This window comes from Sorangium sp. So ce381 (assembly GCF_051473845.1).
Classification (GTDB): Bacteria; Myxococcota_A; Polyangia; order Polyangiales; family Polyangiaceae; genus Sorangium; species Sorangium atrum.
Genome location: NZ_CP150336.1, coordinates 12,572,652 through 12,596,981, shown reverse-complemented (window position 1 = coordinate 12,596,981; position 24,330 = coordinate 12,572,652). Strand labels below are relative to the sequence as shown.

The window sequence follows — 24,330 nt, the reverse complement described above, 5'->3', positions numbered from 1 at the left end:
AGACGGTGGCCCGCCAGCGCGAACCATCCGTCCTCGGCTGCCTGGCGACGAACGATCGTGAGAGGCGCTCTCGGTACCGAAGGTGGGACTCGAACCCACAAGCCCTTGCGGACAGCGGATTTTGAATCCGCCGCGTTTGCCATTCCGCCACTTCGGCTCAGCGCTGTGATGTCAGCGAGCTCCTGGAACCGTAGATCACCGGGCACGATCCTGGCAACCGTCTGAAGCCTGAAGCCTGAAGGCTGAAGCCTGAAAGCCTGAGCGCCTGAAAGCCTGAGAGGAGCAGCGCCGCCGCGCCGCGGCCGCCGCGCATCGATGCGCGGCCCGCGAGCGCGGCGAGAGGTCACACCACGAAATCCAGCATCTGGAGGCGTGTCAGGTAGTCCTGGAGCGCGGCGGCGTACTCGTCGATCAGGAGATCGAGCTTCACCAGCGCGCCGTGATCGTCGACCGCGTCGATGGTCCCGCTCACCGGGATCTCGCGCCCGGGCAGGACGAGCACGCCGCTCCAGTGCGCGTCCTTCGCGACGTCGCGCAGACCGGCGAGGCGCAGCCAGCCGTCCGAGAGCTCGACGACGGTGACGAGGGCGCCGCTGTCCAGACGGACCGAGCTCTTCAGCGTGTGCGCCGGCTCGACCATGTAGTGGGAGCGCCGGTTCTTCTCGATGAGCTCCTCCAGGGTCGCGCAGATGACCTTGCTCAGCGGCGTCTCCTCGCTGTCGAGCACGAGATCGAGGAGCCGCTTCATCGCCTTCTGCGTGCGGATCAGGTTCGCGCGGGTCTCCTCGAGGCGGCGCGCGTCGCGCCGGATCTTGCCGGCCACGACGTTGAGCAGGTTGTTGTAGAAGGGGTACGCGACGTCCCCGTGGTCCTCGAAGAAGTTCTGGAGCTCGGCGACGCCGATGCGCCAGATCTCCGAAGGCTGCGTCGTCACCGCCGTCGTCGTCCGCCGGAAGCCGGTCAGCGCGCCGAGCTCGCCGATGGGCGAGATGGGGCTCAGGCGGAAGCGCGTCTCGCCCGCGTCGAGCAGCGCGACCTCGCCCCGGACCAGGAGGAACAGGTGCGCCGGGGCGCTCCGGGCCTCGAAGAGCACGTGGCCGGACGGGACCTCCTGGCGCTGGAACGCCTTCATCAGGTCATCGAGGTGATCCTCCGTGATTCTCTCGAACAGGGGGATCGCGTGCAGGTCGGATGGGCGGACCGCCATGGGATGACACTCCTCTTCAACATGGGTCGGGCTCGGCGTCCGCGGCGTCGCGCGGCACGGAGCCTTGCGGCGCGCATGAGCTCTGCGTGGACCGCGGGAGCGGCATCCTACTCCAGGTCCCGAGCCGAGGAAGAGGGATGGCCTCGCCGCAGCGAGGTGCGTGCGCAGGACCGCGAGCCCGCGCACCTTCTCGCATCGTCGCCGTGCAGCGCGTCGTCGCGTCGCGCGTCGACGAGCGGCGAACGACGATCGAGCAATCGGTCGGTGGACAGCCGGTCGACAGCCGGTCGGTCGACGGGCGCCGACGCCACGCCTGGGCGCCGAGGAGGTTTGCCCCGCTGGCAGGATCGGGTAGGTGCCGGTAACGTCGCCTGGGTGATGTCGTCCGTTCGCCAAGGGCTCCCCGCCGCGATGCGCGTCTCGCCGCTGCGCCGCTCGCTGCTGCGGCTCGTCGTCATCGGCCTCGCCCTCCTCGCCGCCTCGTGCGGCTCCGCGTCGTCCGGAGCGCCGGTCAGCGCGGAGGCGCCGCCGCCGCCGAAGCCGCGCAACGCGGCCGCGATCGCGCAGTCGATCGCCGGGGGGAAGGTCTCTGTGCTCGTCTACGGCGACAGGACCCGGGGACACCCCATCATGGCGCGGCTCGCGGCGCTCGATCTGTGGGGCCCCGTGCTCGCCGGCACGGGGCTCGATCCGGAGCGGGACGTCGAGCGCGCCTTCGTCACCGCGCCGCGCGCGGACGCGGCCCACGAGGCGGTGGTCGTCGTCCAGCACAGCGTGCCGCCGGACAAGCTGGCGTCCGGCCTCGACGCGCTCCTCTCGCGCAGCCAGCCGCCAGGGACCCGGGAGACCGAGCTCGGCGTGCCGGCGGTGCGCGTGACCATCAAGGGCCACACGCGCGTCGTGGCGACCGTGGAGCCCGACTTCCTCGTTGTGTTGCCGGTCGCGCGGGCGCGCGAGGCGCGGCGCTTCCTGGGCACGGGCGGCTTCCCCGATCCGACGGGCGACGAGGCCGCGATCGCCGCGGCGATCGACCCGGCGCGGACGCTGAAGGGACCGCGGGAGGCGCCACGGGTGCCGCCCACCCTGAGATCGCTCGAGGCCACCGTGACGCTGACCAAGGACGGCGGCGCCACGGTCGCGCTCGACGGCGCGAGCGAGAGCCCGGAGCTCGCCGCCCGCGACGCGGCCTTCCTCAACGAGGAGATCGAGCGCGCGACCTCGTTCCGCATCGCCATCGTGACGGTCCGCGTCGTCGACCCGATCGTCTTCTTCGCCGAGGGGGACCGCGTGAAGTCGAACCGGCGCGTGACCCCCGGGGAGCTCGACAAGCTCTTCGGCCTGCTCAGCGCCGTGCTGCCGCGGTAGGCTGCCGCCCGATGCGACTCGTCAAGATCGGAATCGCCAACGTCAACGCGACCGTCGGCGCCGTCCGCTCGAACACCGACCGGTGCCTCTCGCTCGCCCGCGCGATGGCGCGCGACGACGTCACCCTGGCGGTCTTCCCGGAGCAGGTGATCGGCGGCTACGCGGCCGAGGACCTCGTGCAGTGGCCGGCGTTCGTCGCGAGCCAGCAGCGCGAGCTCCGCCGGTTCGCCGAGGAGACAGCGCAGCTCCGCACCGTGTTCGTCATCGGCGTGACCGTCGGCGTGGGAGGCGACCTCTTCAACGCCGGCGCCGTCGTCCACGCCGGCCGGGTGCTCGCCTTCTCCCCCAAGGAGAAGCTGCCGACCTACAACATCTTCTACGAGGCGCGGACGTTCTCGCGCGGCATGCCGTTCATGGAGCTCGACGCCGACGGCGTGCTCTGCGGCGATCGCGTCTACGCCTTCGATTTCGGGACGATCGCCGTCGAGGTGTGCGAGGACATCTGGTCGCCCGACGGCCCGATGCGGCGCCGCTGCTACGCCGGCGCCGAGATCGTCTGCAACATCTCGGCGTCGCCGTTCCGCGCCGGGGTGACGAGCACCCGCCGCGAGATGCTCGCGACCCGCGCCTCGGACAACCAGTGCACGATCGCGTACGCGAACCTGGTCGGCGGCAACGACGGGCTCGTCTTCGACGGCGGCGGTTTCATCAACCAGAACGGCCGGCCGATGCTGGAGGCGCCGCGGTTCCGCGAGGGGTTCTCCGCGGCCGTCGTCGACCTCGACCGGACCACCCGCTGCCGCCGCGAGGCGAGCACCTGGCGCAGCGATCTCGAGGAGTTCCGCCGCGCCTCCGCCCGCATGGTGCAGGTCCTCCGCGTCGGCGGGGAGACCGCGGACCGCGCGCGCCTCGCCTACCCCGCCCCGCCGGCCGGCACGACGCCGTTCCTGCCCTCGGCGGCGCTGCCCGCGATCTCCGCGCGCGACGAGCTGCTCGACGATTTCTACGAGGCGCTCGCGCTCGGCGTCGCCGACTACTACCGCAAGATCGGCGCCTTCAAGAGCATCGGCCTCGCGCTCTCGGGCGGCCGCGACTCGCTCCTCACGCTGCTCGTCGCCTGGCGCGCTGTGCAGCTCATCCACCCGGGCCTCGAGGGCGCGGCGCTGCGCGAGCGGATGAGGTCGTCGCTCCACGCGTTCTTCATGCCCTCCCGCTACTCCAGCGACGCCACGCACCGCGCCGCCGCGCAGATCGCCGACGATCTCGGGGTGTCGTTCGCGGTGATCCCGATCGAGGACGCGTTCCCCCGGGAGCTCGAGGCCGCCCAGGCGATGGTCGGCGAGGGCGGGCAGCTCACCGAGCTCACGAAGCAGAACGTGCAGGCGCGCATCCGCGGCGGGCGCATGTGGAACTGGGCGAACACGAGCGGCGCGCTGTTCCTGCAGACGGGGAACATGAGCGAGAAGGCGCTCGGCTACACCACGGTCGGCGGCGACCTCGAGGGGGCGTTCAGCGTCATCGCCAACCTGCCGAAGACGGTGGTCATCGCGCTGCTCGAGCGCCTCTCGCAGCGCTTCCGCTTCGAGGGCATCCAGCAGACGCTCGCCACCACCGCCGGGCCGGAGCTCGCCGAGAACCAGTCGGGCGAGGCCGAGCTCATGCCCTTCGAGGTCCTCGACGCGTGCCTCCACCTCTACGGCGCCGAGAAGCTCGCCGCCGACGAGGTCGCCAGGGCGCTCCCGAGCCTGTTCCCCGACAAGGACCCCGCCGCGCTGCGGGCCTGGGCCGAGAAGTTCGCGACGCTGTTCTCGAGGTCGATCTTCAAGTGGGTGCAGTCGCCCATCGCGATCCACCTCGGCTCGCTCGATCTCGATCGCGAGCGCGCGCTGCAGCTGCCCGTGGTGCAGCGGACGGAGTGGAAGGGCGGCTGAGCCCGCCACGACGGCGCGGCCGCCGCCGTGCGCCGCGCGATCGGCGCATCGCTCCGCGGCGCGCGGCGCATCGCACGCGGCGAATCGACTGGCAGCGCGTCAGTTGGCGGCCTTCTCGACGGAGGCCGGGGCCCCCTGCCTGCCGTCCTTCCCGTCCTTCGAGGCGAGCTCGATCCCGTCGTGGCAAGCAGCCGCGCCGGGAGCCATGGGCGCCACCGCGGGGCGGATCGAGCCGTCGGCAGAGAAGCGCTCGAGATCCTCGGTGACGCGGCGGAGATAGGCCTGCTTGATGTGGAACGGCAGGAAGGCGCTCTTGAAGCCGGCCACGATGGTCGCCTTGATCTCCTTCAGCCCGAACCCCATCTTCGTGTGGCAGTGCCAGAGCTCGTGCGACACCGTCGTGTCGGTGACGAGCCGGTTGTCGGTGTTGACGGTCACGCGCAGGCCGAGGCTCTGGTAGAGCTTGAGCGGGTGCGAGGCGAGGTCGCGGACGGCGCCGGTCTGCACGTTCGACGACGGGCAGCACTCGAGCGGGATGCGGTGATCGTTGATGTAGTGGAGGAGGTCGCCGTCCTCGCGCAGGCGACAGCCGTGGCCGATCCGGTGCGCGCCGCAGACGTGGAGCGCCTGCGCGATCGACTCGGGGCCGTACGCCTCGCCGGCGTGGATGGTGCAGTTGATGTTGTTCTGCCGCACGAGCTGGAACGCGGCCTTGTGGTGCTTCGCCGGGTGGTCGTACTCGGCGCCGGCCAGGTCGAACCCGACGACGCCGCGGCCCTTGTACGCCACCGCGAGCTCCGCCATCTCCAGCGACGACTCCGGCGAGATGTTGCGGATGCCGCAGACGATGACGTTGCTCTCGATGCCCAGCGCGTCGCGCGCCGTCCTGAGCCCGGAGAGCACGGCCTCGACCACGCTCGTGAGCCGCAGGCCGAGGCGGGTGTGCAGCATCGGCGAGTAGCGGACCTCCATGTAGCGGACGTTCTCGCGCGCGGCGTCCTCCGCGAGCTCGTAGGCGACGCGGTGGAGGGCCTCCTCGGTCTGCAGGACGCGCAGCGTGATGTCGAACGCCTTGAGGTACTCGACGAGCGAGCCGCAGTTCTGGCCCAGGTTCATCACCCGGCGCAGCTCCGCCGGCTCGTACGTCGGGAGGTTGACGTGGTGGCTGCGGGCGAGGTCGATGATCGTCTCGAGGCGCAACGAGCCGTCGAGGTGGACGTGCAGATCGGTCTTGGGTAGTTGCCGGAAGAACTCCAGGGGGAGCTTGCCGGCTAGCTCGGGGTGATCACTCATGAGCTATTCTGTCACCCGGCGACCAGCCGCGAAAGGCAGCGCGGGGCGCGACGTCGCTCACGATCGCTCTGGCGAGGACGACGAGGGGGCGGCGCCGCCCTCGTCCGCCGCGCCGCGCGAGCGATCCCTTCTGCCCACGAGCACGGCGACGGCGGCCGCGCCGAAGAGGGCGACGAAGAGCCACGGGAGCGGCAAGCTCATGTCGTCCCCGGCGGCCTCACGGCGCAGCGCATCGCGGATCCGCTCGGGGTTGTACGCCACCACGAGCCGCCGGCCGACGTAGGTCGTGGGGAGCCCGCGCGCCTCCATCCGCCCATACAGCGCGACGTCCGCGTCGATGGCGGCCTGGGTCTCGGGCGCGGCGAGGCAAGCCGCGAGCTCCGCGGCGGAGAGGCCGAGCGGCGAGAGGACGGACGCGACGCGCTCGTCCGTGAGCTTGCTCGGCGGCGCGCTGTAGAGCAGCGCCGCGGCCTGCTCGCGCTTGTCCTCGGGCGTGCAGACGTAGGCCTTCGCGGCGGGGAGCGCGCCGGGGTGGATCGGGAGCGGCACCATCTTGCGCACGTGGCGCACCCTGTCGCCGTAGGGTTCCTCGATCTTGCTCAGCTCGGGGTGCAGCCTGCGACAGAAGGGACACTCGAAGTCGGTGAAGGCCACGATCGTGATCTTGCCCGGCTCCTGCAGCGCCGCGAGCTCCGGCGGGAGCGGCGGAACGACCGGGTGGCTGCCCCAGAGGAACGGCAGGCCGACCGCGGCCGCGGCGGCCGCGCCCCACACAGTGACGCCCAGCGACCCGCCTTGGGCAGCGCGCTCGAACGCCCCGGCCGGCATGCGCCACGCCTGCCGCGCGACGAGGGCAGACGTGATCGCGGCGGCGAAGGCCGCGAGATCGACCGCGACGCACCACGCGCAGAACGCGCCGATCACGAGGCTCTGGAGCGCGAGGAGCGCCGCGGCGGCGAGGCCGCCGACGGCCGAGGCGGCCGCGATCGCGGCGTGGTGCCAGCGCGCCCGCGCGAGCAGCGAGGCGGTGAGGAGCGCCGTGAAGGCGGCGAGGCCGAGGTTCGGCAGCGGGACGCCGAGGAAGCGGCTGTACGGCGAGATCCTGACGGCGAAGCACCCCGACGTGACGCCGCAGAACGCGGGATCGCCCGCGTTCTGGTACTCGACGACGAGCGCCGCGCTCGCCGCGATGGCGACGAAGAGCGCGAGCCGGAAGAGCGTGACGAAGAACCGGACGCGCCCAGCCTGCCGCTCGCCGATCGAGGGCAGCGACGCAGGCGCCTCAGGGCTCGCCTGAGACGCCTCCACGCGCCCAGGCCGTCCGTCGCGTCCTTCACGTCCTTCACGCCGGTCACCGGCCGGACGCACCGCGAAGACGTTGCCCCTGCCGGCGAGGGCGACGAGGAGCACCAGCGCGAGGAGCAGGGCGATCGAGTTCAGCAGCATCGGTCGTTGCGGGTGCGTTGCAGGTGGAGGAGGGGTGGGTTCGAGGCATACCGGACCCGGGCGGAGACAGCCAGCGCGAGGAGACTCGTGCTAGTCGAGTTTCATGCGTTCTTCATCCCGTGGAGATCCCCCGACGGCCGCCTCCGGCGCGCGCCGCCGGGAGGCCGTGGTCGACCTGCTGTCCTCGTTCAAGCGCGCCCTGCACGCGAACGAGATCGCCGAGCGCCTCGGGGTCGAGCCGAGCCGCTACGCGAAGCTGCAGCGGCTGCTCGAGGAGCTGTCGCTGGAGGGCAGCATCGTCGCGCTCCCCGGGCAGCGCTTCCGCACGAGCCAGAAGCAGGTCGAGGCGCGCGGCGCCGAGCGCGAGGGGACGCTGACGGTGCACCCGCGCGGCTTCGGCTTCGTGGCGCTCGGAGGGGCGGCCGAGGACGTCTACATCTCGCCCGAGGCGATGGGCGGCGCGCTCCACGGCGACACCGTCGTCGTGCGCGTCTCGACCCGCTCGCGGCGCGGCGTGGAGGGCGAGATCGTCCGGGTCGTCAAGCGGCGCAACGCGCGCGTGGCGGGCGTGCTGCGGCGGCGTGGCAGGAGCGCGTGGCTCGAGCCGGACGACGGGCGCGTCCGCGGGCCGATCGTGATCGTGCCGCGCGAGCCGGGCGGACCGCTCGTGCCGCCCGACGCGGAGGACGGCGCCGCGGCGGTCGTGTCGATCGCCCGCTTCCCGGACCTGGCCGACGAGAACCCGGAGGGCGTGCTCGAGGCCGTGCTCGGGACGCCCGGCGACCCGAACGTGGAGGTCGCCAAGATCCTGGTGCGCGAGGGCATCGAGGAGGAGCACTCGCCGGAGGCGATCGCCGAGGCCGAGGCGTTCGGGGGCGAGGTGCCGGCCGAGGCGCTCGAGGGGCGCACGGACCTCACCCACCTGCCCATGCCGACGATCGACCCGGAGGACGCGCGCGACCACGACGACGCGGTGTGGGTGATCCGCGAGGAGGACGGCTCGTACCGCGCCTGGATCGCGATCGCCGACGTCTCGCACTACGTGCGGCCGGGCAGCGCGCTCGACCAGGCGGCGCTCGGGCGGGGCAACTCGGTCTACCTGCCCGATCGCGCGATCCCCATGCTGCCGCGGGCGCTGTCGTCGAACCTGTGCTCGCTGCTGCCGGGGGTGATCCGCCTCTGCCTGTGCGTCGAGGTCGAGCTCGACGCGACGGCGACGGTGCGGAGGGCCCGCGTCATCGAGGGGTACATCCGCTCGATCGCGAAGCTCACCTACCCCGGCGTGGCGCGCGCGCTCGGGTTCACCCCCGAGCCGCCGCGCAGCCCCGAGGCCGAGGCGCTCAGGAACGACCTTCAGGTGATGTGGGACCTCGCCCGGCTGCTCCGCGGCAGGCGGATGCGGCGGGGCGCGCTCGACCTCGACCTGCCCGAGGCGAAGGTGGTGCTCGACCCGAAGACGGGCGCGCCCGTCGACGTGCAGAAGCGAAGCCACGACCCCGGCGTCGCGAAGGCCTACCAGCTCATCGAGGAGATGATGCTCCTCGCGAACGAGACGTGCGCGCAGTTCGTCGTCGACCAGGGCATCCCCACGGTCTTCCGGTACCACGCGCCCCCGGACCAGGCGAAGCTCGAGCGCTTCGCGACGATGTGCGGAGAGCTCGGGCTCGCGTTCGACCCGGAGGACGCGGCCGACCCCAAGCGGCTGTCGGTGTTCCTGAAGAAGCTCGACGCGCACCCGCAGAAGCAGGTGCTGCACATGCTGCTGCTCCGCGCGATGAAGCAGGCGGTGTACGACGTCGCCAACGTGGGCCACTTCGGGCTGGCCTCGAGCGCGTACCTGCATTTCACCTCGCCCATCCGGCGGTACCCGGACATCACCGCGCACCGGGCCATCCGCGCCGTGCTGCGCGGCGAGCGCGTCGACAGGAGCGAGGCGGCCACCGAGCGGCTGCGCGAGGCGGCCATCACGGCGTCGGAGCGCGAGCGAAAGGCGATGGAGGTGGAGCGCGAGGTGGTCGACCTGCACCGCGCGCTCCTCATGCGCTCCCGGCTCGGCGACACCTTCGAGGGCACCGTCACGGGCATCGTCGGAGGGGGCGTCTACGTCAACATCGAGGATCCCTTCGTCGACGTGCTCGTCCGCATGGAGTCGCTCGGCCCGGATCAATACGAGATCGACGACGAGGGGCTGCGCGTCATCGGCCGCCGGTCGGGGGACCGGATCGCGATCGGCGACGCGATGCTCGTGCAGATCGAGGACGTGGCCATCCTCCGGCGCGCCGTCTATGGCCGGCGCCTCGCCGGCGAGCCGGCGTCGGACGAGCCGAAGCCGCGCAGGCAGCGGCGCGACGCGGCGGACGCACGGCCCCCCCGTCGTGTCAAGATCAGCAAGAGCACCAAGCCCCTGAAGGGCATTAAGACCACCAAGCGCACCAAGGGCGGCAAGAGCGCCAAGGCGCGAAAGAAGCAGCGGTAGCAGCCCGCCCGAGGGCTCGATTCCCTGCAGGCTTTGCCGCCCGAACGCACGAGCGCGCAGCTCCTTCCCAGCCACGCTCGCTCTCGCGGACAAGCACGAAACCTCGTCGAAATCGCCGAGACGACCCGGCGAAACAGAACGAGTCGAACCCGTCGAAAACGTCGAAGCGCACGAAGCGCACGAAGCGCACGAGGCCGACGAGGCGCTCTAGACACACGCGACGACCCAGGCAAACAGCCGACCGGGGCGCTGCGGACGTCGGCGCCAGATCCAAAGTCGCACCCCCTCCGCGCCCCGCTGCGACTGACACCCGCTCAAAAGAGGGATGGCTCCTGCATTTTCCTTGCGTCCAGAAAACCACTATGGTCTCAACTAACTCATTCTAGGAGAGAGGTAACCAATGCCCAAGCCGACGTATCCCGCTTACAACGCTGGTGACTTCCTGGTCGATTACGAGGAGAAGGTCTTCGAAGACGTCAAGGCGAAGCCGGGAGAGAAGGCGCTGGTTACCTTTCACACGGTGGCCTTCGAAGGATCGATCGGCCTCGTCAACGTGCTGACGGCGATCCGCCTGCAACGTAAGGGGTTTGAGACATCCATCCTGCTCTATGGGCCGGGCGTCACGCTGGGGCTCCAGCGCGGCTTCCCCAAGCTCGGCAGCGAGGCGTTCTCCGGGCACCTCGCGGTGAACCAGCAGATCGGCCGGTTCATGGAGGAGGGCGGCAAGGTGTACGCCTGCCGGTTCGCGCTGCAGGCGCTCTACGGCCACGGCGAGCACGCGCTGATCCCGGGCATCAAGCCCATCAGCCCGCTCGACGTGCTCGACATCCAGCTGATCCACCGCAGGGACAACGCCTTCATGGTCCACTCCTGGACGCTCTGATCCGAGCGCCGTCCATGGAGTTCAACCGCAAAGTCCGGGCGGCCGCGGTGCAGGCCAGTCCCGTCCTGGGGAGCCGGGACGGGACGACCGAGCGAGTCGTCGCCGCGATCGCCAGGGCCGCGAAGGAAGGCGCCGAGCTGTGCGTCTTCCCCGAGGCGTTCGTCCCGTATTACCCGTACTTCTCCTTCGTGCTCCCGCCGCCCGCCATGGGGAAGGAGCACATGCGCCTTTACGACGAGGCGGTCACCGTCCCCGGCCCGGTGACGCGGGCCGTGGCGGCCGCCGCGCGCGCGCACGGGGTGGTCGTGGTGCTCGGCGTGAACGAGCGCGATCACGGGACGCTCTACAACGCGCAGCTCGTCTTCGACAGCGACGGCTCCCTGGTGCTCCACCGGCGCAAGATCACGCCCACCTACCATGAGCGCATGATCTGGGGGCAGGGCGACGGCTCGGGGCTCAGGACCGTGGACACCGCGGCCGGGAGGCTCGGCGCGCTCGCCTGCTGGGAGCACTACAACCCGCTCGCGCGGTTCGCGCTCATCGCGCAACACGAGCAGATCCATTGCAGCCAGTTCCCCGGCTCCCTGGTCGGGCCCATCTTCGCCGAGCAGATGGAGGTGACGATCCGGCACCACGCGCTGGAGTCGGGCTGCTTCGTGGTGAACGCCACGGCCTTCCTGACGCCGGAGCAGGTCCGGGAGGTCGCTCCGAACGAGCAGATCCAGGGCGTGCTGCGCGGCGGGTGCATGACGGCGATCGTGACGCCCGAGGGCGTGCACGCGTGCCCGCCCGTGACCGACGGCGAGGGGATGGCCGTCGCAGAGCTCGATTTCGCGCTGATCACGAAGCGAAAGCGGATGATGGATGCGGCGGGGCACTACGCCCGGCCCGACTTGCTGCGGCTTTGGATGGATACGGCGGAGCGCTCCATAACGCTCGGCGCGGGCAGCCCCAAGGCCTCCTCCCTTGCCCCTGCGGCGGTGGACCATGGATACCCAGACGCTGATCACCGAGCTCCAGTCGTTCGGCCTGAGGCTGGCTGAAGCCCCCGAGGGCGCCCCCGAGGCGGGCGCCGCGCCACCGCCGGAGCCCGCCTCCGGCGAGGCCTCCGACGAGGGAGAAGGCCGCCGCGCGGCGTGGACCTCGCGGCGCGGCGGCGCGGGGCCGACCCAGCACGTCGCGGCGACGCTGCGCGGGGCCACGGTGATGATCCCGATCCACACCGACCAGGCGGCGGCGTCGCCGTTCGTCGCGCGGCTCGGGCGCGACGGCGCGGGGACCGTGGAGCGGGACGGCCAGGAGCTCGCGCCCATCGCCCTCGTGAAGACGCCGCGCTTCTATGCCCTCTCGACGAAGGACGGCATCCCCTACCCCAAGATCGCGCTGCTGCACGGCGCGGACGTCCTCGCCTCGACGGTGCTCCAGACGTGCATCCGGTACACGGAGCGCGAGAAGGCCTGCACGTTCTGCGCGATCGGGCAGTCGCTCGCGGCGGGGCGCACCACCGCGAAGAAGACGCCGGAGCAGCTCGGCGAGGTCGCCGAGGCGGCGGCGCGGCTCGACGGGGTGCGGCACGTGACGCTGACGACGGGCACGCCGCGGTCGGCGGATCGCGGCGCGGCGCACCTCGCCGACTGCGCGCGCGGCATCAAGGCGCGCGTCGATCTGCCGGTGCAGGCGCAGTGCGAGCCGCCCGACGATTTCGCCTGGTTCGAGCGGATGCGCGCGGCCGGCGTCGACAGCCTGGGCATGCACCTCGAGGCGGTCGAGGACGAGGTGCGCGCGGCCGCGATGCCGGGCAAGGCCGAGGTGAGCGTGGCCCGCTACTTCGAGGCGTTCGAGGCGGCCGTGCGCGTGTTCGGGCGCGGCCAGGTGTCGACGTACCTCATCGCGGGGCTCGGCGACTCGCTGGCCTCGCTGCTCGACGCGAGCGAGCGGCTCATCGCGCTGGGGGTCTATCCGTTCCTCGTCCCGCTCGTGCCCATCCCTGGGACGCCCGGGGCCGATCGCGCGCCGCCCTCGGGGGACTTCATGCGGGCGCTCTACGAGCACATCGGCCCGCTGCTCGCGCGGGCGGGGCTGCGCTCGACCGACGTGAAGGCGGGCTGCGCCCGCTGCGGCGCCTGCTCGGGGCTCTCGGGCTTCGAGGCGGAAGGCCGGCCCGCGGCGCGGCCGGGACCCGGCGCGGCATGGACACCAACCTCGGAGAGCTCCGATGACGCCACGTTACAGCTTCGAGCTTGTGCAGAGCAGGGACACGTACCTCGAGTACCTCCGCTTGCGCCGGGCCATCTTCTGCGACGAGCAAGGGCTGTTTAAGACCACCGACGAGGACGACTGGGACGGCTCCGCGTTCCCGATCGCCGCCCTGGAGCACGGGGCGCCAGGGGGCCCGCGGCTCGTCGGCACCGTGCGCATCTACGAGGCGGAGCCCGGCCTCTGGTACGGCGGCCGGCTCGGCGTCGAGCGCGCCCACCGCAAGCAAGGCGTGGTCGGCCGCGGCCTCGTCCACAAGGCGGTCACCACCGCCCACGGCTGGGGGTGCCGCCGGTTCCTCGCGCTCGTTCAGGCGGCCAACGTCCCGTTCTTCGAGGGCATCCACTGGCGCTCCCTCGAGGAGCGATCGCACCGCGAGAGGCCGCACCACCTGATGGAGGCCGACCTCGACAGCTACCCGCCGAGCGACGAGCCCCGCCCGCCGCCCGGGCAGAGGTTCCGCTGATGCTGGGCGGCATCGCGGCCGAACTGCGCGGCGCGATCGGGATCCTCGCGAAGCGGGACGTGCAGCTCCCGGCGCGGTACCTGTCCGGCGAGCCGGGCGCGGCCGGCGCAGCGCTCGCGGCCAGCGCGGGCGATAAGGCGGCCGCGGCCGGCCCCGTCGAGCTGCCCGCGGCGCTCGGCGACGACTGCGCGGCCATCCCCGACGGAGACGGCTACCTGCTGCTCGCCGCCGAGGGGATCTGGCCGGCGTTCCTCGAAGGGGATCCGCGGTTCGCGGGCTACAGCGCCGTGATGGTCAACGTCAGCGACGTCTACGCGATGGGCGGCCGCCCCATCGCCGTGGTCGACGTCGTCTGGGGGACCTCGGCCGGCGCGCTGGAGCCGGTCTGGGAGGGCATGGTCGCCGCGTCGCGCGCCTACGGCGTGCCGATCGTTGGAGGGCATACGAGCGCGCGCAGCCCCTACAACGCCCTCGCCGTCGCCATCGCGGGCCGGGCGCGGCGGCTCATCACGAGCTTCGCGGCGCGCCCCGGCGACGTGCTCGTCGCGGCGATCGATCTGCGCGGCGGGATGCACGCGGAGCACCCGTTCTGGAACGCCTCGACGGGCGCGGACCCGGCGCGGCTGCGCGGCGACCTCGAGGTCCTGCCCGCCCTCGCCGAGGCGGGCCTGTGCGACGCGGGCAAGGACATCAGCATGGGCGGCGTCGCGGGGACGCTGCTCATGCTCCTGGAGACGTCCGGCGCCGGCGCGGTGCTCGATCTGGAGGCCGTCCCGAGGCCGCGCGACGTCCCGCTCGCGCGCTGGCTGCTCGCGTTCCCGAGCTACGGCTTCCTGCTCAGCGTGCGCCCCGGGGTCACCGGCGACGTGCTCTCGGCGTTCGCGCGGCGGGGCATCGCGAGCGCGGCGGTCGGCGCCGTCGACGGCTCGCGGCGGCTCACCCTCCAGGCCGCCGGCGAGCGGCAGACGCTCTGGGACCTCTCCGCGGAGCCGCTCACCGGGCTCGCGCGCGAGGGCGCGCGATGAGCGCCCGCGCTGCCTCCGGCGCGCCGCTCTCGGTCGCGCTCCTCACCTACTCGACCAAGCCGCGCGGCGGCGTCGTGCACACGGTCGAGCTCGCCGAGGCGCTCCACGACCTCGGCGTCTCGGTCTGCATCTACGCGCTGAACAAGGACCAGGGCGGCTTCTACCGCGCGCCGCGCTGCCCCTCGGTCCTCGTGCCCGCCGCGCCCCCGCAGGCGGGGATCGACGCGGTCGTGAAGCAGCGCATCGCGGAGTTCGAGGACGGGCTGCGCCGCCTCGGGGCGCGGCACGACGTCTGGCACTCCCAGGATTGCATCAGCGCGAACGCGCTCGCGGCCCTGCGCGCCGAGGGGCGCGTCCCGCATTTCATCCGGACGGTGCACCACCTCGACGACTACGACAGCCCGTACCTGCGCGCCTGCCAGGATCGCTCCGTGCGCGAGGCCGACGCGTGCCTCGTGGTCAGCGAGGCCTGGAGGGAGGCGCTCCGGGCCGAGCACGGCGTCGGCGCGGCGATCGTCCCGAACGGCGTGAGCCTGCGCCGCTACACGTCCACGCCCGACGAGCGGGACGCGGCGCTGCGCGCGCGCCTCGACGCCACAGGATCGCCGCTCTACGTGACCGTGGGCGGCGTCGAGCCGCGCAAGAACTCGATCGGCCTGCTCAAGGCGTTCCTGTCGGTGCGGAGGCGATTGCCCGGAGCCCAGCTCGTCATCGCCGGTGGAGAGACGCTGTTCGACTACGCGCCTTACCAGCGCGAGTTCGAGGCGATCGCGCGCGAAGGCGGTGTATGGCCCCCGCCTGCGGGCGCGTCGCCGCCGCCGCTCGTCCTCGCGGGCGTGCTGCCCGACGCGCTGATCCCGCCGCTCTACCGGCTGGCCGACGCGTTCGTCTTTCCGTCCGTCCGCGAGGGGTTCGGGCTCGTCCTGCTGGAGGCGATGGCCTCCGGGGCGCCGGTGGTGAGCTCTGCGCAACCTCCCTTCACCGAGTTCCTCGCGGACGGCGAGAGCGCGCTGCTCGTCGATCCCTCGAGAACAGACGATCTCGCCGGCGCAATGGAGGCTATCCTGGACGAGGGCGTGAGGCGGCGCCTCCGCGCCGCGGGGCTCGAGACCGCGGCCCGGTACACGTGGGATCGATCGGCCCGCATCGCGGCCGGCGTGTACCGCGAGTTCCTTGGATCCCGCCGAACGTAGGGCGAGCGAGCGAGCGACATATGCCGGAGATGCGATTCGTTATCGAGTGGCCGAGCGGCGAGCAGCAGGTCTGTTACTCTCCGTCGCTCGTCGTGAAGGAGCACCTCGACGTCGGGGAGAGCTACGATCTCGACGACTTCGTGTCGCGTTGCCGGACGGCGCTCGATATCGCGAGCGAGCGGGTCTTCAAGAAGTATGGGTTCCCATGCAGCCTGGCGCGGGCCGAGGCGGCGCGCATCGCGAGCGCGGCCGCGCGGTTCCACGGCCGGAGCGGGGCCAAGGTCCGGGTCCTCAGGTTCGTCGAGTGACGGAGTCCTCAGGTTCGTCGAGTGACGGAAGGAGCAGGAGATGGTGACGAAGTCGAAGATGGAGCGCCTCCTCAGCGAGCGCCAGTTCCTCGTTTCCGCCGAGCTGACGCCCCCGCGTCACTACGATCTGGAGAAGCTGCTGAAACACGCCCGAAATATGGCGGGCTGTGTGGATGTGGTGCAGATCAACGATCACCTGCTCTCGCAGGCGCGCTGCGCCAACATGGCAGTCGGCCATTTCGTGAAGCAGGAGGGGCTCGAGCCGGTTCTCCAGTTCTCGCTCCGCCACAAGAACAAGATCGCCCTCCAGGGCGACCTCCTCGGCATGGCGGCGCTGGGGCTCTCGAACATCATCGTCCTCGGCGGCTACCCGTGCGCCATCGGCTCCGATCCCGACGCGAAGGAGGTGAGCGACGTCGACAGCTACGCGGCGATCGAGCTGACCCGCCGGCTGACGCGCGAGGGGAAGCTCTTCAACGGCGACGTCGTCTCACCGGCGCCCTACTTCCACGTCGGGACCATCGATTTCCCGTGCGCGGAGCAGGCGATCCCCGGGGCGATGGACCGGCTCGCCGCGAAGATCGACGCGGGCGCGAGCTTCATCCAGGTGCAGGCGGTGTTCGAGCTCGCGCCGATGCGCCGCTGGATGGCCGCGGTGGTCGAGCGCCGGCTGCACGAGCGGGCGCACTTCATCGCGGCGATCTTCCCGTTCGCGGGCGTGGATCGGCTGAGCTTCCTGCAGAAGGTGCCGGGCCTCGTGGTCCCCGAGCACCTGATCGAGCGCGTCCGCCAGAGCGGCGACGCGGAGGGGGAGAGCTACCGGATCACGCTGGAGCTCATCCGGGGGCTCCGCGACATCCCCGGGCTCTCGGGCATCCACATGCGGTCCATCGGCGCGGAGGACTGGGTGCCCCGTCTCGTCGACGAGGCAGGGCTACGGCGGGCGGCGTGAGCACCTAGCGCGGGGCTCCGCGCTCCGGACGAGACCGAGCGCCGGTGCGTGGCGAAGGGACGCTTCGAGGGGCGCGCTCAGGCCTTGCTGGCGATCCAGAGCAACGCGAGGCCGTTCATCCGGCGCTCGCGGCGGTCGACCTGGAGCCCTGCGCCGACCAGCTCGCCGCTGAGCTTGTCCTCGGTGTGACGGTAAGTGACCTCCGCCGCGTCGGCCCACGCCAGCATCGCGTGGGCCGTCGACGGGTTGTACCGGTGGCCGCGCAGGTAGCCGGCCATCGCGGCGCGGCTCATCGTGGCCGTGGGCTCGAGCAGCGCCAGGCGGCCGCCCGGGCGGAGGACGCGCGCCGCCTCGGCCAGCACCGGGCCCGGCTCGGGCAGGTGCAGGAGCAGGTTCGACGCGGTCACCACGTCGAACGAGGCGTCGGGGAACGGGAGCCGCGTCGCCAGCGCCTCCCGGAACGTCACGTTGTCCAGGCCGAGCGCCTTCGCCCGCTGCGCGGCGCGCTCCACCATCGCCGCCGTCGCGTCGATCCCGATCGACTCGTGGCAGCGGCGACCCATCTCGCGCGTCAGGCGGCCCGTGCCGCAGCCGAGGTCGAGGCACCGGTCCTCGACGCCCGGATCGACGAGCGTGACGAGCTCGTCGACGAGCGTCGCATAGGGGCCCTCCGCCTGCATGCGATCGAAGAAGTCGACGAGCTCGTGGAACGGGGTCGCCTGCTCCCGCGCCGCATAGCGATCGCGCCATCGCCAGACGTCGTCGAGGGCCTGGTACGTGCCCCGGTAGTACAGGAGCGGCGCGCCCGCCTCCCCTCGGCCCGACGAGAGCACGCGACCGACATAGATGATGTGATCACCCCCGTCGTACGCGTGCTCGACCTTGCAGTCGAGGAAGGCCAGCACGTCCTTGAGGATCGGGCTGCCCGACTCGGCCACATGAGCCTCCGTGAGCACCGCCTGCCGATCGATGTCCGTGCCCTTGCCGGCGAACAGATCCGAGATCTCCCGCTGCTGCTCCCGCAGGATGTTCACCGCGAAGACCCCGGACGCCGCGATGGCCGCGCTCGTGCGCGACCGCTTGTCCGCGCAGAACAGCACGAGCGGCGGGTCGAGCGAGACGGCGCTGAACGAGTTCACGGTCATCGCGTGCGGCGCGCCGTCCTGCACCGTGGTCACGAGGGTGACCCCGGTCGCGAACTGGCCCAGCACCTTCCGGAACTCCGCGGGATCGAAGAGCATGGGGCATAGTACGCGCTCGGCGCCCAGCCGGGATCCAGGATCTGCGCAGCGCGCGCGCTGTCACCGCGCACCGCGATGCGCGGATCCTGCGGCGGCGCCGCGCAGATCACGCGCCGGTGCCGCGCGCGCACTGCGGAGCTCACTCGGCGTCGCGCCGCGCCAGGTCCGGCGCGAAGGCCGGTATGCAGAGCGCGAAGTACTCGCTCTCCTCGTCGAACGGGTTGCTGTAGCGGACGCGCTGATCGGGCTCCGTCCAGAGGGCCTGGCCGGCCGAGACGTCGACCGTCTCGCCCGCGATCTCGGCGCGCACACGGCCGCGGATCACGAGCGTCAGCTCGCCGAACGAAGGCGTCTGCGCCGGCTCGCTCCAGCCCGGCGGGGCCACCATGTGCGCCAGGCTGAACCCGTCCGTGCCGGTGTTCACGCGGCCGAAGAGCTCCTCGATCAGCTTGCCGCCAGGGACGGGGATCCGGGCCCTGGAAGTGACGAGACGGTAGGGATGCGCCATCGGGTACCTCGAGTTCACATCGCGCGCGTCCGATCGTCGGACACGCGGTAGAGCTGCATGAGCAGGTGACGGCCGCCGTACGGCTGCAGGTAACGGATCGCGCCGGCCTTGCTCGCCATGAAGCGATGGTAGCGCCGCGCCGGCACGGCGATGAGATCGCCCGCGCCGACCCAGATCCGCAGCCACTCGTCGTTCATGCAACGGACGTCGTAACAGCCGTGTCCCTCCACGAAGAGCCGCACCTCGTCGCCGAGGTGGCAGTGCTCGTCCGCCTCTCTCGCGCTCTCCGCCTCGTCGCGCGGCTTGCTCCCGTCGCGGCGGACGTCCTCGTGCTCCGTCCATCCGCGGTCCGCGATCACGCGCTGCAAGGCGAGCGCCGCTGCGCCCGGGTCGAACGCGCCGCACTGGATCCCTTCCGCCTGAAGCTCCGCCTCGGTGGCCTCGCCCTCGCCGTCAGCTCTCATTCGGATCGCACGCATGCGCACCCCTCCGGGACTGCGCTCTTCGAACCCTGCGCGCGCGCGACGTCAAGACACTAAGAGCGCCCCAGCAGCCACAACAGGCCAGCAATGCTGAGCGCCAGCACACCAAGCGCGAGCAGGGCAATGAGCGCCTCTGTGAAGCCCCATCCACTCCCCTGCGCGGCGCGAGACACCGGAGCCGCTTCAACGGGCTGTGCGAGCGGCGAACTCGTGCTCACCGAGGCAGGCGGAGGCGTCGGCGTGGAATGCGCGGCCTTCGGCTCCTCGAGCGAAGGCGGCTCGAACACCGCATCTGGACGGAGCGGCTCACACGGGCTGCGCTCGATCTCCGCGAGCGCCTCGGCGGCCGGGTGCTCGAAGACGAGCCGATCGCCCGAGATCGCGAGCACCTGTCCAGGACGCCAGATCGTATCGAACTGAGGCACTGGAACGCCGTCGAGCGAAGCGCCTGAGCGCGATCCGAGGTCCTGAACCGAGAATTGATCGCCCCTGCGGGTAATGGCCAGATGACGGCGCGAGACGTCCGGGTCGTCGAGGACGAGATCGGTGTCCTTGGCGCGCCCGAGGATGTAGGGCCGCGCCGCCTCCTCGATCCGCAACGCGCGGCCGCTGTCGGGGCCCTCGACAACGACCACGCGCGGCGCCGGATCCTCCCCTTGCGCCGCGAGGCCGCGCGCGACGAGCTCGAGGGCGAGCTCCTTGGCGGCCGCCGCCGGCGCGGCCTTCGCGACCGCCGGCTCGATCCGGAGCAGGAGCCACACGCGCCCGATGCGGATGCGGTCGCCGGTCTTCAGCGGCATCGCCGTGCGCGGGGCGATGCGCGTCTTGCCGAGGAACGTGCCGTTGTCGCTGCCCTCGTCGAGGAGCAGGTACGTGGCGCCCCGCTGCCGGATCGACGCGTGCCGGGGGCTCACGCTCGTGTCGGGGAGGCGCACCTCGCAGCTCTCCGCGCGGCCGAGGATGATGCGGGGCGCGTCCAGCGTCAGGGAGAGCCCGCCCCCGTCCACCTTCCCCGCCCCGTCGGGCGCGAGCACCACGATCGTCAACGCCATCGATGCTGCCTGCGCGCGAGGGGGCGGCTCGGCCTCAAATCGCCGCCGTACGGCGCATCCGCTCGGAGGCGCTGAGGAGCTGGCGCACCGCCTGGTCCTGCTGCCGCGCCGCCTCCTCGATGCGCTTGCCGGCCTCGACGAGCTGCTCGCCGCCGCGCGTCTGGCTGCGGTGCGAGGCGTTGAGGCTGTGGACCATGTTCGAGATCTGCTCGATCGCGCTCGTGATCTGGCGCCCGCCGCGCGCCTGCTCCTGGCTCGACCGCTCCACGTGCTGCGTGATGGTCCGCATCTTCTCGGCGCTCTTCATGATGAGCTCCGAGCCGCGCGCCTGCTCCGCCGTGGCGGCGGCGATCTGCTGCACCGTCTCGGCGATGCGCCCGATCGCGTCCGTGACCTGCTTCGACCCCTTGGCCTGCTCGACCGTGGCGCGGGCGATGGCGCGCACCATGTTGGTCGACTTCTGCGAGCTCTCCAGGATCTTCTTGAGGGCCCGCTCGGCCTCGTTCGAGACCTCGACGCCGCGGTCGACGTTGTGGGCGCCGCGCTCGACGGCGGCGATCGCGTTCTTCGACTCGGACTGGATGGTCTTGATGAGCTCGGCGATCTCCTTCGTGCTGCCGCCGGCGCGCTCGGCGAGGTCCTTGATCTCGTCGGCGACGACGGCGAAGCCCTTGCCGTGCTCGCCGGCCTGGGCGGCGATGATCGCGGCGTTCAGCGCGAGGAGGTTCGTCTGCTCGGCGACGTCGTCGATGACGGCCAGGATCTGCCCGATCGCCTCGATGCGGAAGCCGAGGTTCGAGATGACCGCCACGGCCTCCTGGCTCGACTCCTTGATGCGGTAGATCTCGCCGATCGTCTTCAGGATCGCCTCGGCGCCCTTCTCGGCGTCCGTCGCCACCTCCTCCGAGAGCCGCGCCGTCTCGTTCGCGTTCGACTGGACCTGGTCGATCGAGACGTCCATCTGGTTCATCGAGGAGCTCGTCTCCTCGGCGGTCAGCGCCAGGGCGTCGACGTTCTTCGCGACCTCGCGGATGGAGTAGGCCATCTCCTCGATCGAGGAGACCGTCTCGCGCACGCTCGACCCGAGCTCGCCGACGTTCTCGGCGACCTCCTCGTTCGTGGCCGTCATCTCGAGGATGCTCGAGCTCGACTCCTCGGCGCTCGACGCGAGCGACTCGACCGACTGCGCGATGTTGGCGAGGGCGGTCGTCATCTCGCGGATGTACACGGTCGCCTGCTCGCTCGCGTGCATCACGCTGCTCACGCCGTCGCTGAGCTTGGGCAGCAGCTCGTCGAGGAGCACCGTGGCCTGCGCCAGCTCCGAGCGGCGCTGCTTGTCGCGCAGCTCCGCCTGGGTGATCCGCTCCGCGATGCCGCTGAGCTCGGAGTAGAGGCGCGAGAGCTCCTGCGGCGAGCCCGGCGGGACGCGCACCCGCTCGCCGGCGGTGGCGCGGAGCACGGCGTCCACGAGCGAGTCGACGTCGATGTCGGGGCCGCGCTGCGCGAGATCGTTCACCTTGCGGGTGAGCGTCGTGCACTCCCGCTCGAGCGTGTCGCGCTCCTTCGCGAGCCCGTCGCGCTCCCGGCTCAGGTTGTCCCGCTCCCGCTCGAGCGTGTCGCGCTCCTTCGCGATGCCGTCGCGCTCCCGGCTCAAGCCGTCGCGCTCCCTCGCGAGCTTGTCGCGCTCCTCGGCGAGCGCGTGGCGCTCCTCCGCGAGCTCGAGCTGACGGCCGGCGATCTCGGCGATCTGCTCGTAGGTCTCGGCGACGTCGGCGGGGGCGCCCTCGGGGAGCTTGGGCCGCTTGCCCCGGGCGGCGCCGCGGAGCGCGTCGCGCAGGCCTCCGAGCGGGACGCCGCCCTTGGCCCCGAGGCTCGCGTACAGCACCGCCACCGCCGCGGAGAAGCCGAAGAACATGAACAGCTGGCCCGAGAACTCCGCCAGCGACTTCGACGCGAAGCTCAGCCCGAAGCCGATGAGCGCCAGGATTGCGGCGATGGGGATGGAGAGCTGCTTGGAGTTCATTTCGTGCGTTCCAGCGCGGTCGAGCTGCGGCGCGCGTTGGTCGGCGCGCCCTCGACGACCCCGAAGGACGACCGAGCGTAAGAGGCGAGTGCCCCCCGGTGCAAGGAGAGCGCGCGGCAGAGGCGCGGCAAGCTGCGGCAAGCTGCCGAGGGCAGGCGAGCCGCGAACCGAGATCTCCTGGGCAGAGGCGCAGGGGGCGGGCCCGCGCGGCTGGGGGAAACGCGATGAACTTGGACGATCTCGACCCGATGGCGTATGCACGGAGGTTGCGGCGGAGAAGGAGCCCGCCGCGGGGGCTCGGCACGGGCGCCGTTTCCTCTAGGTTCGACCGCACCGACCCTGAACACCGCCGCGGACCGCGGCGGCCGCCCGGCCGTACCGGCTGCCGCGCGGCCGGGCGGGCGTGGCCGTCCTGCCATGTCCCTCGCCGCTCGCCTCCTGCTCGCCTTCGGGCTCGTCGCGATCATCGCGACGGCGTTCGTCGGGCTGACCCTCCGCGAGGCGTCGCGCGAGATCATCGAGGGCGACTTCGCCGAGCGGATCGACGCGGCGCACGCGGGCGTCCGGCAGCAGCTCGCGTGGGAGGCCGACGCGCTGCGCGATCTCCTGCCGCCGCTCTGCCGGCACGACACGTTCGTCGACAAGGCCCACGTCGAGCTCGAGCGCGCCAAGGGCGACCCGGACGCGATGGATCCGGGGAGCCGCATCGCCCTCCAGCGGCTGGTCCCGAGCCAGGCCAAGGCGCTGCGCCTCGACGAGCTGTCGCTCGTGGCGGGCGACGGGAGCGTCCTCGCGGCCGAGGACCCCGCGCGCATCGGCGCGCGCGACCCGCGGCTGGCGGAGCTGATCCAGGCCCCCGGGGGCGCGCCGCGGCTCCGGCCGGCGAAGGCGGGCGGCGAGCCGTCGCTGGAGGTCCACTGCGCCCTGTCGAACCACGGGGTGACCATCGGCCTCGTCGGGTCGCGGCGGATCGGCCCGGTCCTCGCGCGGATCGGCGAGGCGTACCATGTGCGCCTCACGGCGGCGCGCCAGGGGGAGCTCGCCCCCCGGAGCAGCGAGTCGGAGGTCGTGCGCGTCCTCCATTTCGCGGAGATCCCGGGCCTCGACGTCGTCGCCTCGGTGCCGCGCGATCCGCTGAGGCAGGCGCTCGCCCGGCTCGATCGCGCGATCGCGCTGACGGGCGCCACGGTGCTGGCGATCGCCGTCGCGATGGCGGTCGTGCTGGCGCGCAGCCTGTCGCGGCCGCTCGTGGCGCTGGCCCGCGAGACGCGCGAGGTGATGAGCGGGGCGCCGCGGCGTGTGGAGGGGCGCGGCGGGCGGGAGATCGCGGATCTCGCGGCGGCGTTCAACGCGACCATCGACGAGCTCGCGGCGATGCGCAAGCGCCTGGCCGCGACCGAGCGCATCGCGGCGCGGCGCGAGGTCGCGCGCCAGATCGCCCACGAGATCAAGAACCCGCTGGCGCCCATCCGGGCGGCGGTGGAGACGCTGCGCCGGCTCCGGCAGCGCGACGACCCGGCGTTCGACGACTACTTCGCGGAGGCGACGTCGACGGTCCTGAACGAGGTGCACCGGATCGCGAACATCGTGACCGAGTTCACCCAGTTCGCGCGCCTGCCGCCGCCGAACCTCACGCCCATCGATCTCGTCGCGGTCGCGCGCGGGGTGGTCACGCTGCACGCCGCGCCGGCGTCGGGCGAGGCGACCTCCGGCGCGGGGTCGACCTCCGGCGCCGGCGCGCCGTCGCCGCGCGTGGAGCTCGTTGCGGATCCGATCCCGGAGGTCTCGGCCGATCGCGATCAGCTGATCCAGGTGCTCACGAACCTGGTCCAGAACGGCCTGGACGCGGCGAGCGCCGTCCGCCGCGACCCGCGCGTCTCGGTGACGATCGGCCCGTTACCGAACGACCGCGTGCGCATCGTGGTGCGCGACAACGGCCCGGGCGTAGCGGAGGAGATGGTGCCGCGCCTGTTCGAGCCCTACGCGACCAGCAAGGACAAGGGGACGGGGCTAGGCCTCGCGATCGCGCAGCGGATCGTGTTCGAGCACGGAGGGGAGATCACCTACCGCAAGGCCAAGAAGGGGGGCGCTGTCTTCGAGATCTGGCTACCCGTCGCGGGCCCTCCCCTCCTCGAGAAGCCCCTGGGCGACACCACCGTGCGCCCGCGCCCGCCCGACGCGCCGCGCTCGTGAGCGCTCGCGCTCTCACCTGAGCAGCCCCCC

Annotated in this window: 20 protein-coding genes and 1 tRNA gene; 12 read left to right on the top strand and 9 right to left on the bottom strand. The window is 72.0% G+C overall.

Annotation, left to right across the window (positions count from 1 at the left end):
• Window positions 1-74: 74 nt before the first annotated feature.
• Window positions 75-157: transfer RNA gene (locus WMF29_RS47385), tRNA-Leu, on the bottom strand.
• 186 nt (window positions 158-343) lie between these two features.
• Complete coding sequence (locus tag WMF29_RS47380; RefSeq protein WP_272096745.1) at window positions 344-1,207, bottom strand: Crp/Fnr family transcriptional regulator; 864 nt, start codon at window positions 1,205-1,207, stop codon at window positions 344-346.
• Between the two features lie 378 nt (window positions 1,208-1,585).
• Here WMF29_RS47380 and WMF29_RS47375 point away from each other — a divergent pair, with 378 nt between their 5' ends.
• Both WMF29_RS47375 and nadE read left to right on the top strand, forming a co-directional pair.
• Window positions 1,586-2,572, top strand: a complete 987-nt coding sequence (locus tag WMF29_RS47375) for a hypothetical protein (RefSeq protein ID WP_437326612.1) — start codon at window positions 1,586-1,588, stop codon at window positions 2,570-2,572.
• A gap of 11 nt (window positions 2,573-2,583) precedes the next feature.
• Window positions 2,584-4,503, top strand: coding sequence for an NAD(+) synthase (gene nadE, locus WMF29_RS47370; protein ID WP_437326611.1), 1,920 nt, complete (start codon window positions 2,584-2,586; stop codon window positions 4,501-4,503).
• Between the two features lie 99 nt (window positions 4,504-4,602).
• Here the strand turns inward: nadE and add are convergent, their stop codons facing one another.
• Both add and WMF29_RS47360 read right to left on the bottom strand, forming a co-directional pair.
• Complete coding sequence (gene add, locus WMF29_RS47365) at window positions 4,603-5,796, bottom strand: adenosine deaminase (protein WP_437326610.1); 1,194 nt, start codon at window positions 5,794-5,796, stop codon at window positions 4,603-4,605.
• Window positions 5,797-5,853: 57 nt separating this feature from the next.
• Window positions 5,854-7,242, bottom strand: a complete 1,389-nt coding sequence (locus WMF29_RS47360) for a vitamin K epoxide reductase family protein (RefSeq protein ID WP_437326609.1) — start codon at window positions 7,240-7,242, stop codon at window positions 5,854-5,856.
• A gap of 103 nt (window positions 7,243-7,345) precedes the next feature.
• Between WMF29_RS47360 and rnr the strand changes: the two genes are divergently transcribed.
• The 9 genes from rnr (at window position 7,346) to WMF29_RS47315 (ending at window position 16,801) form a co-directional block, all read left to right on the top strand.
• Entirely contained in the window at window positions 7,346-9,718 is a 2,373-nt protein-coding gene (gene rnr, locus WMF29_RS47355; protein WP_437326608.1) for a ribonuclease R, read from the top strand.
• A 400-nt stretch (window positions 9,719-10,118) separates the two neighbouring features.
• The gene (locus WMF29_RS47350) at window positions 10,119-10,601 is read left to right on the top strand and encodes an MSMEG_0572/Sll0783 family nitrogen starvation response protein (RefSeq protein WP_012241614.1); all 483 of its coding nucleotides are present in this window, start codon (window positions 10,119-10,121) and stop codon (window positions 10,599-10,601) included.
• Between the two features lie 14 nt (window positions 10,602-10,615).
• A complete protein-coding gene (locus WMF29_RS47345; RefSeq protein WP_012241613.1) occupies window positions 10,616-11,644 on the top strand; it encodes a Nit6803 family nitrilase in 1,029 nt (342 codons plus the stop codon).
• Window positions 11,589-12,920 (top strand): MSMEG_0568 family radical SAM protein, encoded by a 1,332-nt coding sequence (locus tag WMF29_RS47340; protein WP_437326607.1) that lies wholly within the window; start codon window positions 11,589-11,591, stop codon window positions 12,918-12,920. Before WMF29_RS47345 ends, WMF29_RS47340 begins: the two co-directional genes overlap by 56 nt.
• Window positions 12,817-13,323, top strand: a complete 507-nt coding sequence (locus WMF29_RS47335) for an MSMEG_0567/Sll0786 family nitrogen starvation N-acetyltransferase (protein WP_373372214.1) — start codon at window positions 12,817-12,819, stop codon at window positions 13,321-13,323. The genes WMF29_RS47340 and WMF29_RS47335 overlap by 104 nt, the downstream gene beginning before the upstream one ends.
• The gene (locus WMF29_RS47330) at window positions 13,323-14,348 is read left to right on the top strand and encodes a sll0787 family AIR synthase-like protein (RefSeq protein WP_437326606.1); all 1,026 of its coding nucleotides are present in this window, start codon (window positions 13,323-13,325) and stop codon (window positions 14,346-14,348) included. The genes WMF29_RS47335 and WMF29_RS47330 overlap by 1 nt, the downstream gene beginning before the upstream one ends.
• On the top strand, window positions 14,345-15,541 hold the full coding sequence (locus WMF29_RS47325; RefSeq protein ID WP_437326605.1) for an MSMEG_0565 family glycosyltransferase: 1,197 nt from the start codon (window positions 14,345-14,347) through the stop codon (window positions 15,539-15,541). Before WMF29_RS47330 ends, WMF29_RS47325 begins: the two co-directional genes overlap by 4 nt.
• A gap of 20 nt (window positions 15,542-15,561) precedes the next feature.
• Window positions 15,562-15,849 carry an MSMEG_0570 family nitrogen starvation response protein gene (locus WMF29_RS47320; protein ID WP_012241608.1) on the top strand — a complete coding sequence of 96 codons (288 nt, stop codon included), beginning with the start codon at window positions 15,562-15,564 and terminating at the stop codon, window positions 15,847-15,849.
• A 40-nt stretch (window positions 15,850-15,889) separates the two neighbouring features.
• Window positions 15,890-16,801: a methylenetetrahydrofolate reductase gene (locus WMF29_RS47315; RefSeq protein WP_437326604.1), complete on the top strand. Its 912-nt coding sequence runs from the start codon at window positions 15,890-15,892 to the stop codon at window positions 16,799-16,801.
• Between the two features lie 77 nt (window positions 16,802-16,878).
• On the opposite strand, the gene WMF29_RS47310 is transcribed toward WMF29_RS47315, so the two are convergent.
• The 5 genes from WMF29_RS47310 to WMF29_RS47290 form a co-directional block, all read right to left on the bottom strand.
• Window positions 16,879-18,042: a flavin reductase gene (locus WMF29_RS47310; protein ID WP_437326603.1), complete on the bottom strand. Its 1,164-nt coding sequence runs from the start codon at window positions 18,040-18,042 to the stop codon at window positions 16,879-16,881.
• A gap of 139 nt (window positions 18,043-18,181) precedes the next feature.
• Entirely contained in the window at window positions 18,182-18,550 is a 369-nt protein-coding gene (locus WMF29_RS47305; RefSeq protein ID WP_437326602.1) for a cupin domain-containing protein, read from the bottom strand.
• Window positions 18,551-18,564: 14 nt separating this feature from the next.
• Window positions 18,565-19,029 carry a 1,2-dihydroxy-3-keto-5-methylthiopentene dioxygenase gene (locus tag WMF29_RS47300; protein WP_272096727.1) on the bottom strand — a complete coding sequence of 155 codons (465 nt, stop codon included), beginning with the start codon at window positions 19,027-19,029 and terminating at the stop codon, window positions 18,565-18,567.
• Between the two features lie 56 nt (window positions 19,030-19,085).
• Window positions 19,086-20,084: an FHA domain-containing protein gene (locus WMF29_RS47295; protein ID WP_437326601.1), complete on the bottom strand. Its 999-nt coding sequence runs from the start codon at window positions 20,082-20,084 to the stop codon at window positions 19,086-19,088.
• A 34-nt stretch (window positions 20,085-20,118) separates the two neighbouring features.
• On the bottom strand, window positions 20,119-22,107 hold the full coding sequence (locus WMF29_RS47290; protein ID WP_437326600.1) for a methyl-accepting chemotaxis protein: 1,989 nt from the start codon (window positions 22,105-22,107) through the stop codon (window positions 20,119-20,121).
• A gap of 417 nt (window positions 22,108-22,524) precedes the next feature.
• Between WMF29_RS47290 and WMF29_RS47285 the strand changes: the two genes are divergently transcribed.
• A complete protein-coding gene (locus WMF29_RS47285) occupies window positions 22,525-24,300 on the top strand; it encodes a sensor histidine kinase (RefSeq protein ID WP_437326599.1) in 1,776 nt (591 codons plus the stop codon).
• The last annotated feature ends 30 nt before the right edge of the window (window positions 24,301-24,330 follow it).

What these genes read in the sequence shown, in the direction of transcription:
- WMF29_RS47335 (WP_373372214.1), top strand. Translation starts at nt 12,817, where the DNA reads ATGACGCCACGTTACAGCTTCGAGCTTGTGCAGAGCAGGGACACGTAC.
- WMF29_RS47345 (WP_012241613.1), top strand. Translation starts at nt 10,616, where the DNA reads ATGGAGTTCAACCGCAAAGTCCGGGCGGCCGCGGTGCAGGCCAGTCCC.
- rnr (WP_437326608.1), top strand. Translation starts at nt 7,346, where the DNA reads ATGCGTTCTTCATCCCGTGGAGATCCCCCGACGGCCGCCTCCGGCGCG.
- WMF29_RS47375 (WP_437326612.1), top strand. Translation starts at nt 1,586, where the DNA reads ATGTCGTCCGTTCGCCAAGGGCTCCCCGCCGCGATGCGCGTCTCGCCG.
- WMF29_RS47340 (WP_437326607.1), top strand. Translation starts at nt 11,589, where the DNA reads ATGGATACCCAGACGCTGATCACCGAGCTCCAGTCGTTCGGCCTGAGG.
- WMF29_RS47305 (WP_437326602.1), bottom strand. Translation starts at nt 18,550, where the DNA reads ATGGCGCATCCCTACCGTCTCGTCACTTCCAGGGCCCGGATCCCCGTC.
- WMF29_RS47380 (WP_272096745.1), bottom strand. Translation starts at nt 1,207, where the DNA reads ATGGCGGTCCGCCCATCCGACCTGCACGCGATCCCCCTGTTCGAGAGA.
- WMF29_RS47360 (WP_437326609.1), bottom strand. Translation starts at nt 7,242, where the DNA reads ATGCTGCTGAACTCGATCGCCCTGCTCCTCGCGCTGGTGCTCCTCGTC.
- WMF29_RS47300 (WP_272096727.1), bottom strand. Translation starts at nt 19,029, where the DNA reads ATGCGTGCGATCCGAATGAGAGCTGACGGCGAGGGCGAGGCCACCGAG.
- WMF29_RS47330 (WP_437326606.1), top strand. Translation starts at nt 13,323, where the DNA reads ATGCTGGGCGGCATCGCGGCCGAACTGCGCGGCGCGATCGGGATCCTC.
- WMF29_RS47310 (WP_437326603.1), bottom strand. Translation starts at nt 18,042, where the DNA reads ATGCTCTTCGATCCCGCGGAGTTCCGGAAGGTGCTGGGCCAGTTCGCG.
- WMF29_RS47295 (WP_437326601.1), bottom strand. Translation starts at nt 20,084, where the DNA reads ATGGCGTTGACGATCGTGGTGCTCGCGCCCGACGGGGCGGGGAAGGTG.
- WMF29_RS47290 (WP_437326600.1), bottom strand. Translation starts at nt 22,107, where the DNA reads ATGAACTCCAAGCAGCTCTCCATCCCCATCGCCGCAATCCTGGCGCTC.
- WMF29_RS47350 (WP_012241614.1), top strand. Translation starts at nt 10,119, where the DNA reads ATGCCCAAGCCGACGTATCCCGCTTACAACGCTGGTGACTTCCTGGTC.
- nadE (WP_437326611.1), top strand. Translation starts at nt 2,584, where the DNA reads ATGCGACTCGTCAAGATCGGAATCGCCAACGTCAACGCGACCGTCGGC.
- WMF29_RS47320 (WP_012241608.1), top strand. Translation starts at nt 15,562, where the DNA reads ATGCCGGAGATGCGATTCGTTATCGAGTGGCCGAGCGGCGAGCAGCAG.
- add (WP_437326610.1), bottom strand. Translation starts at nt 5,796, where the DNA reads ATGAGTGATCACCCCGAGCTAGCCGGCAAGCTCCCCCTGGAGTTCTTC.
- WMF29_RS47315 (WP_437326604.1), top strand. Translation starts at nt 15,890, where the DNA reads ATGGTGACGAAGTCGAAGATGGAGCGCCTCCTCAGCGAGCGCCAGTTC.
- WMF29_RS47325 (WP_437326605.1), top strand. Translation starts at nt 14,345, where the DNA reads ATGAGCGCCCGCGCTGCCTCCGGCGCGCCGCTCTCGGTCGCGCTCCTC.
- WMF29_RS47285 (WP_437326599.1), top strand. Translation starts at nt 22,525, where the DNA reads ATGTCCCTCGCCGCTCGCCTCCTGCTCGCCTTCGGGCTCGTCGCGATC.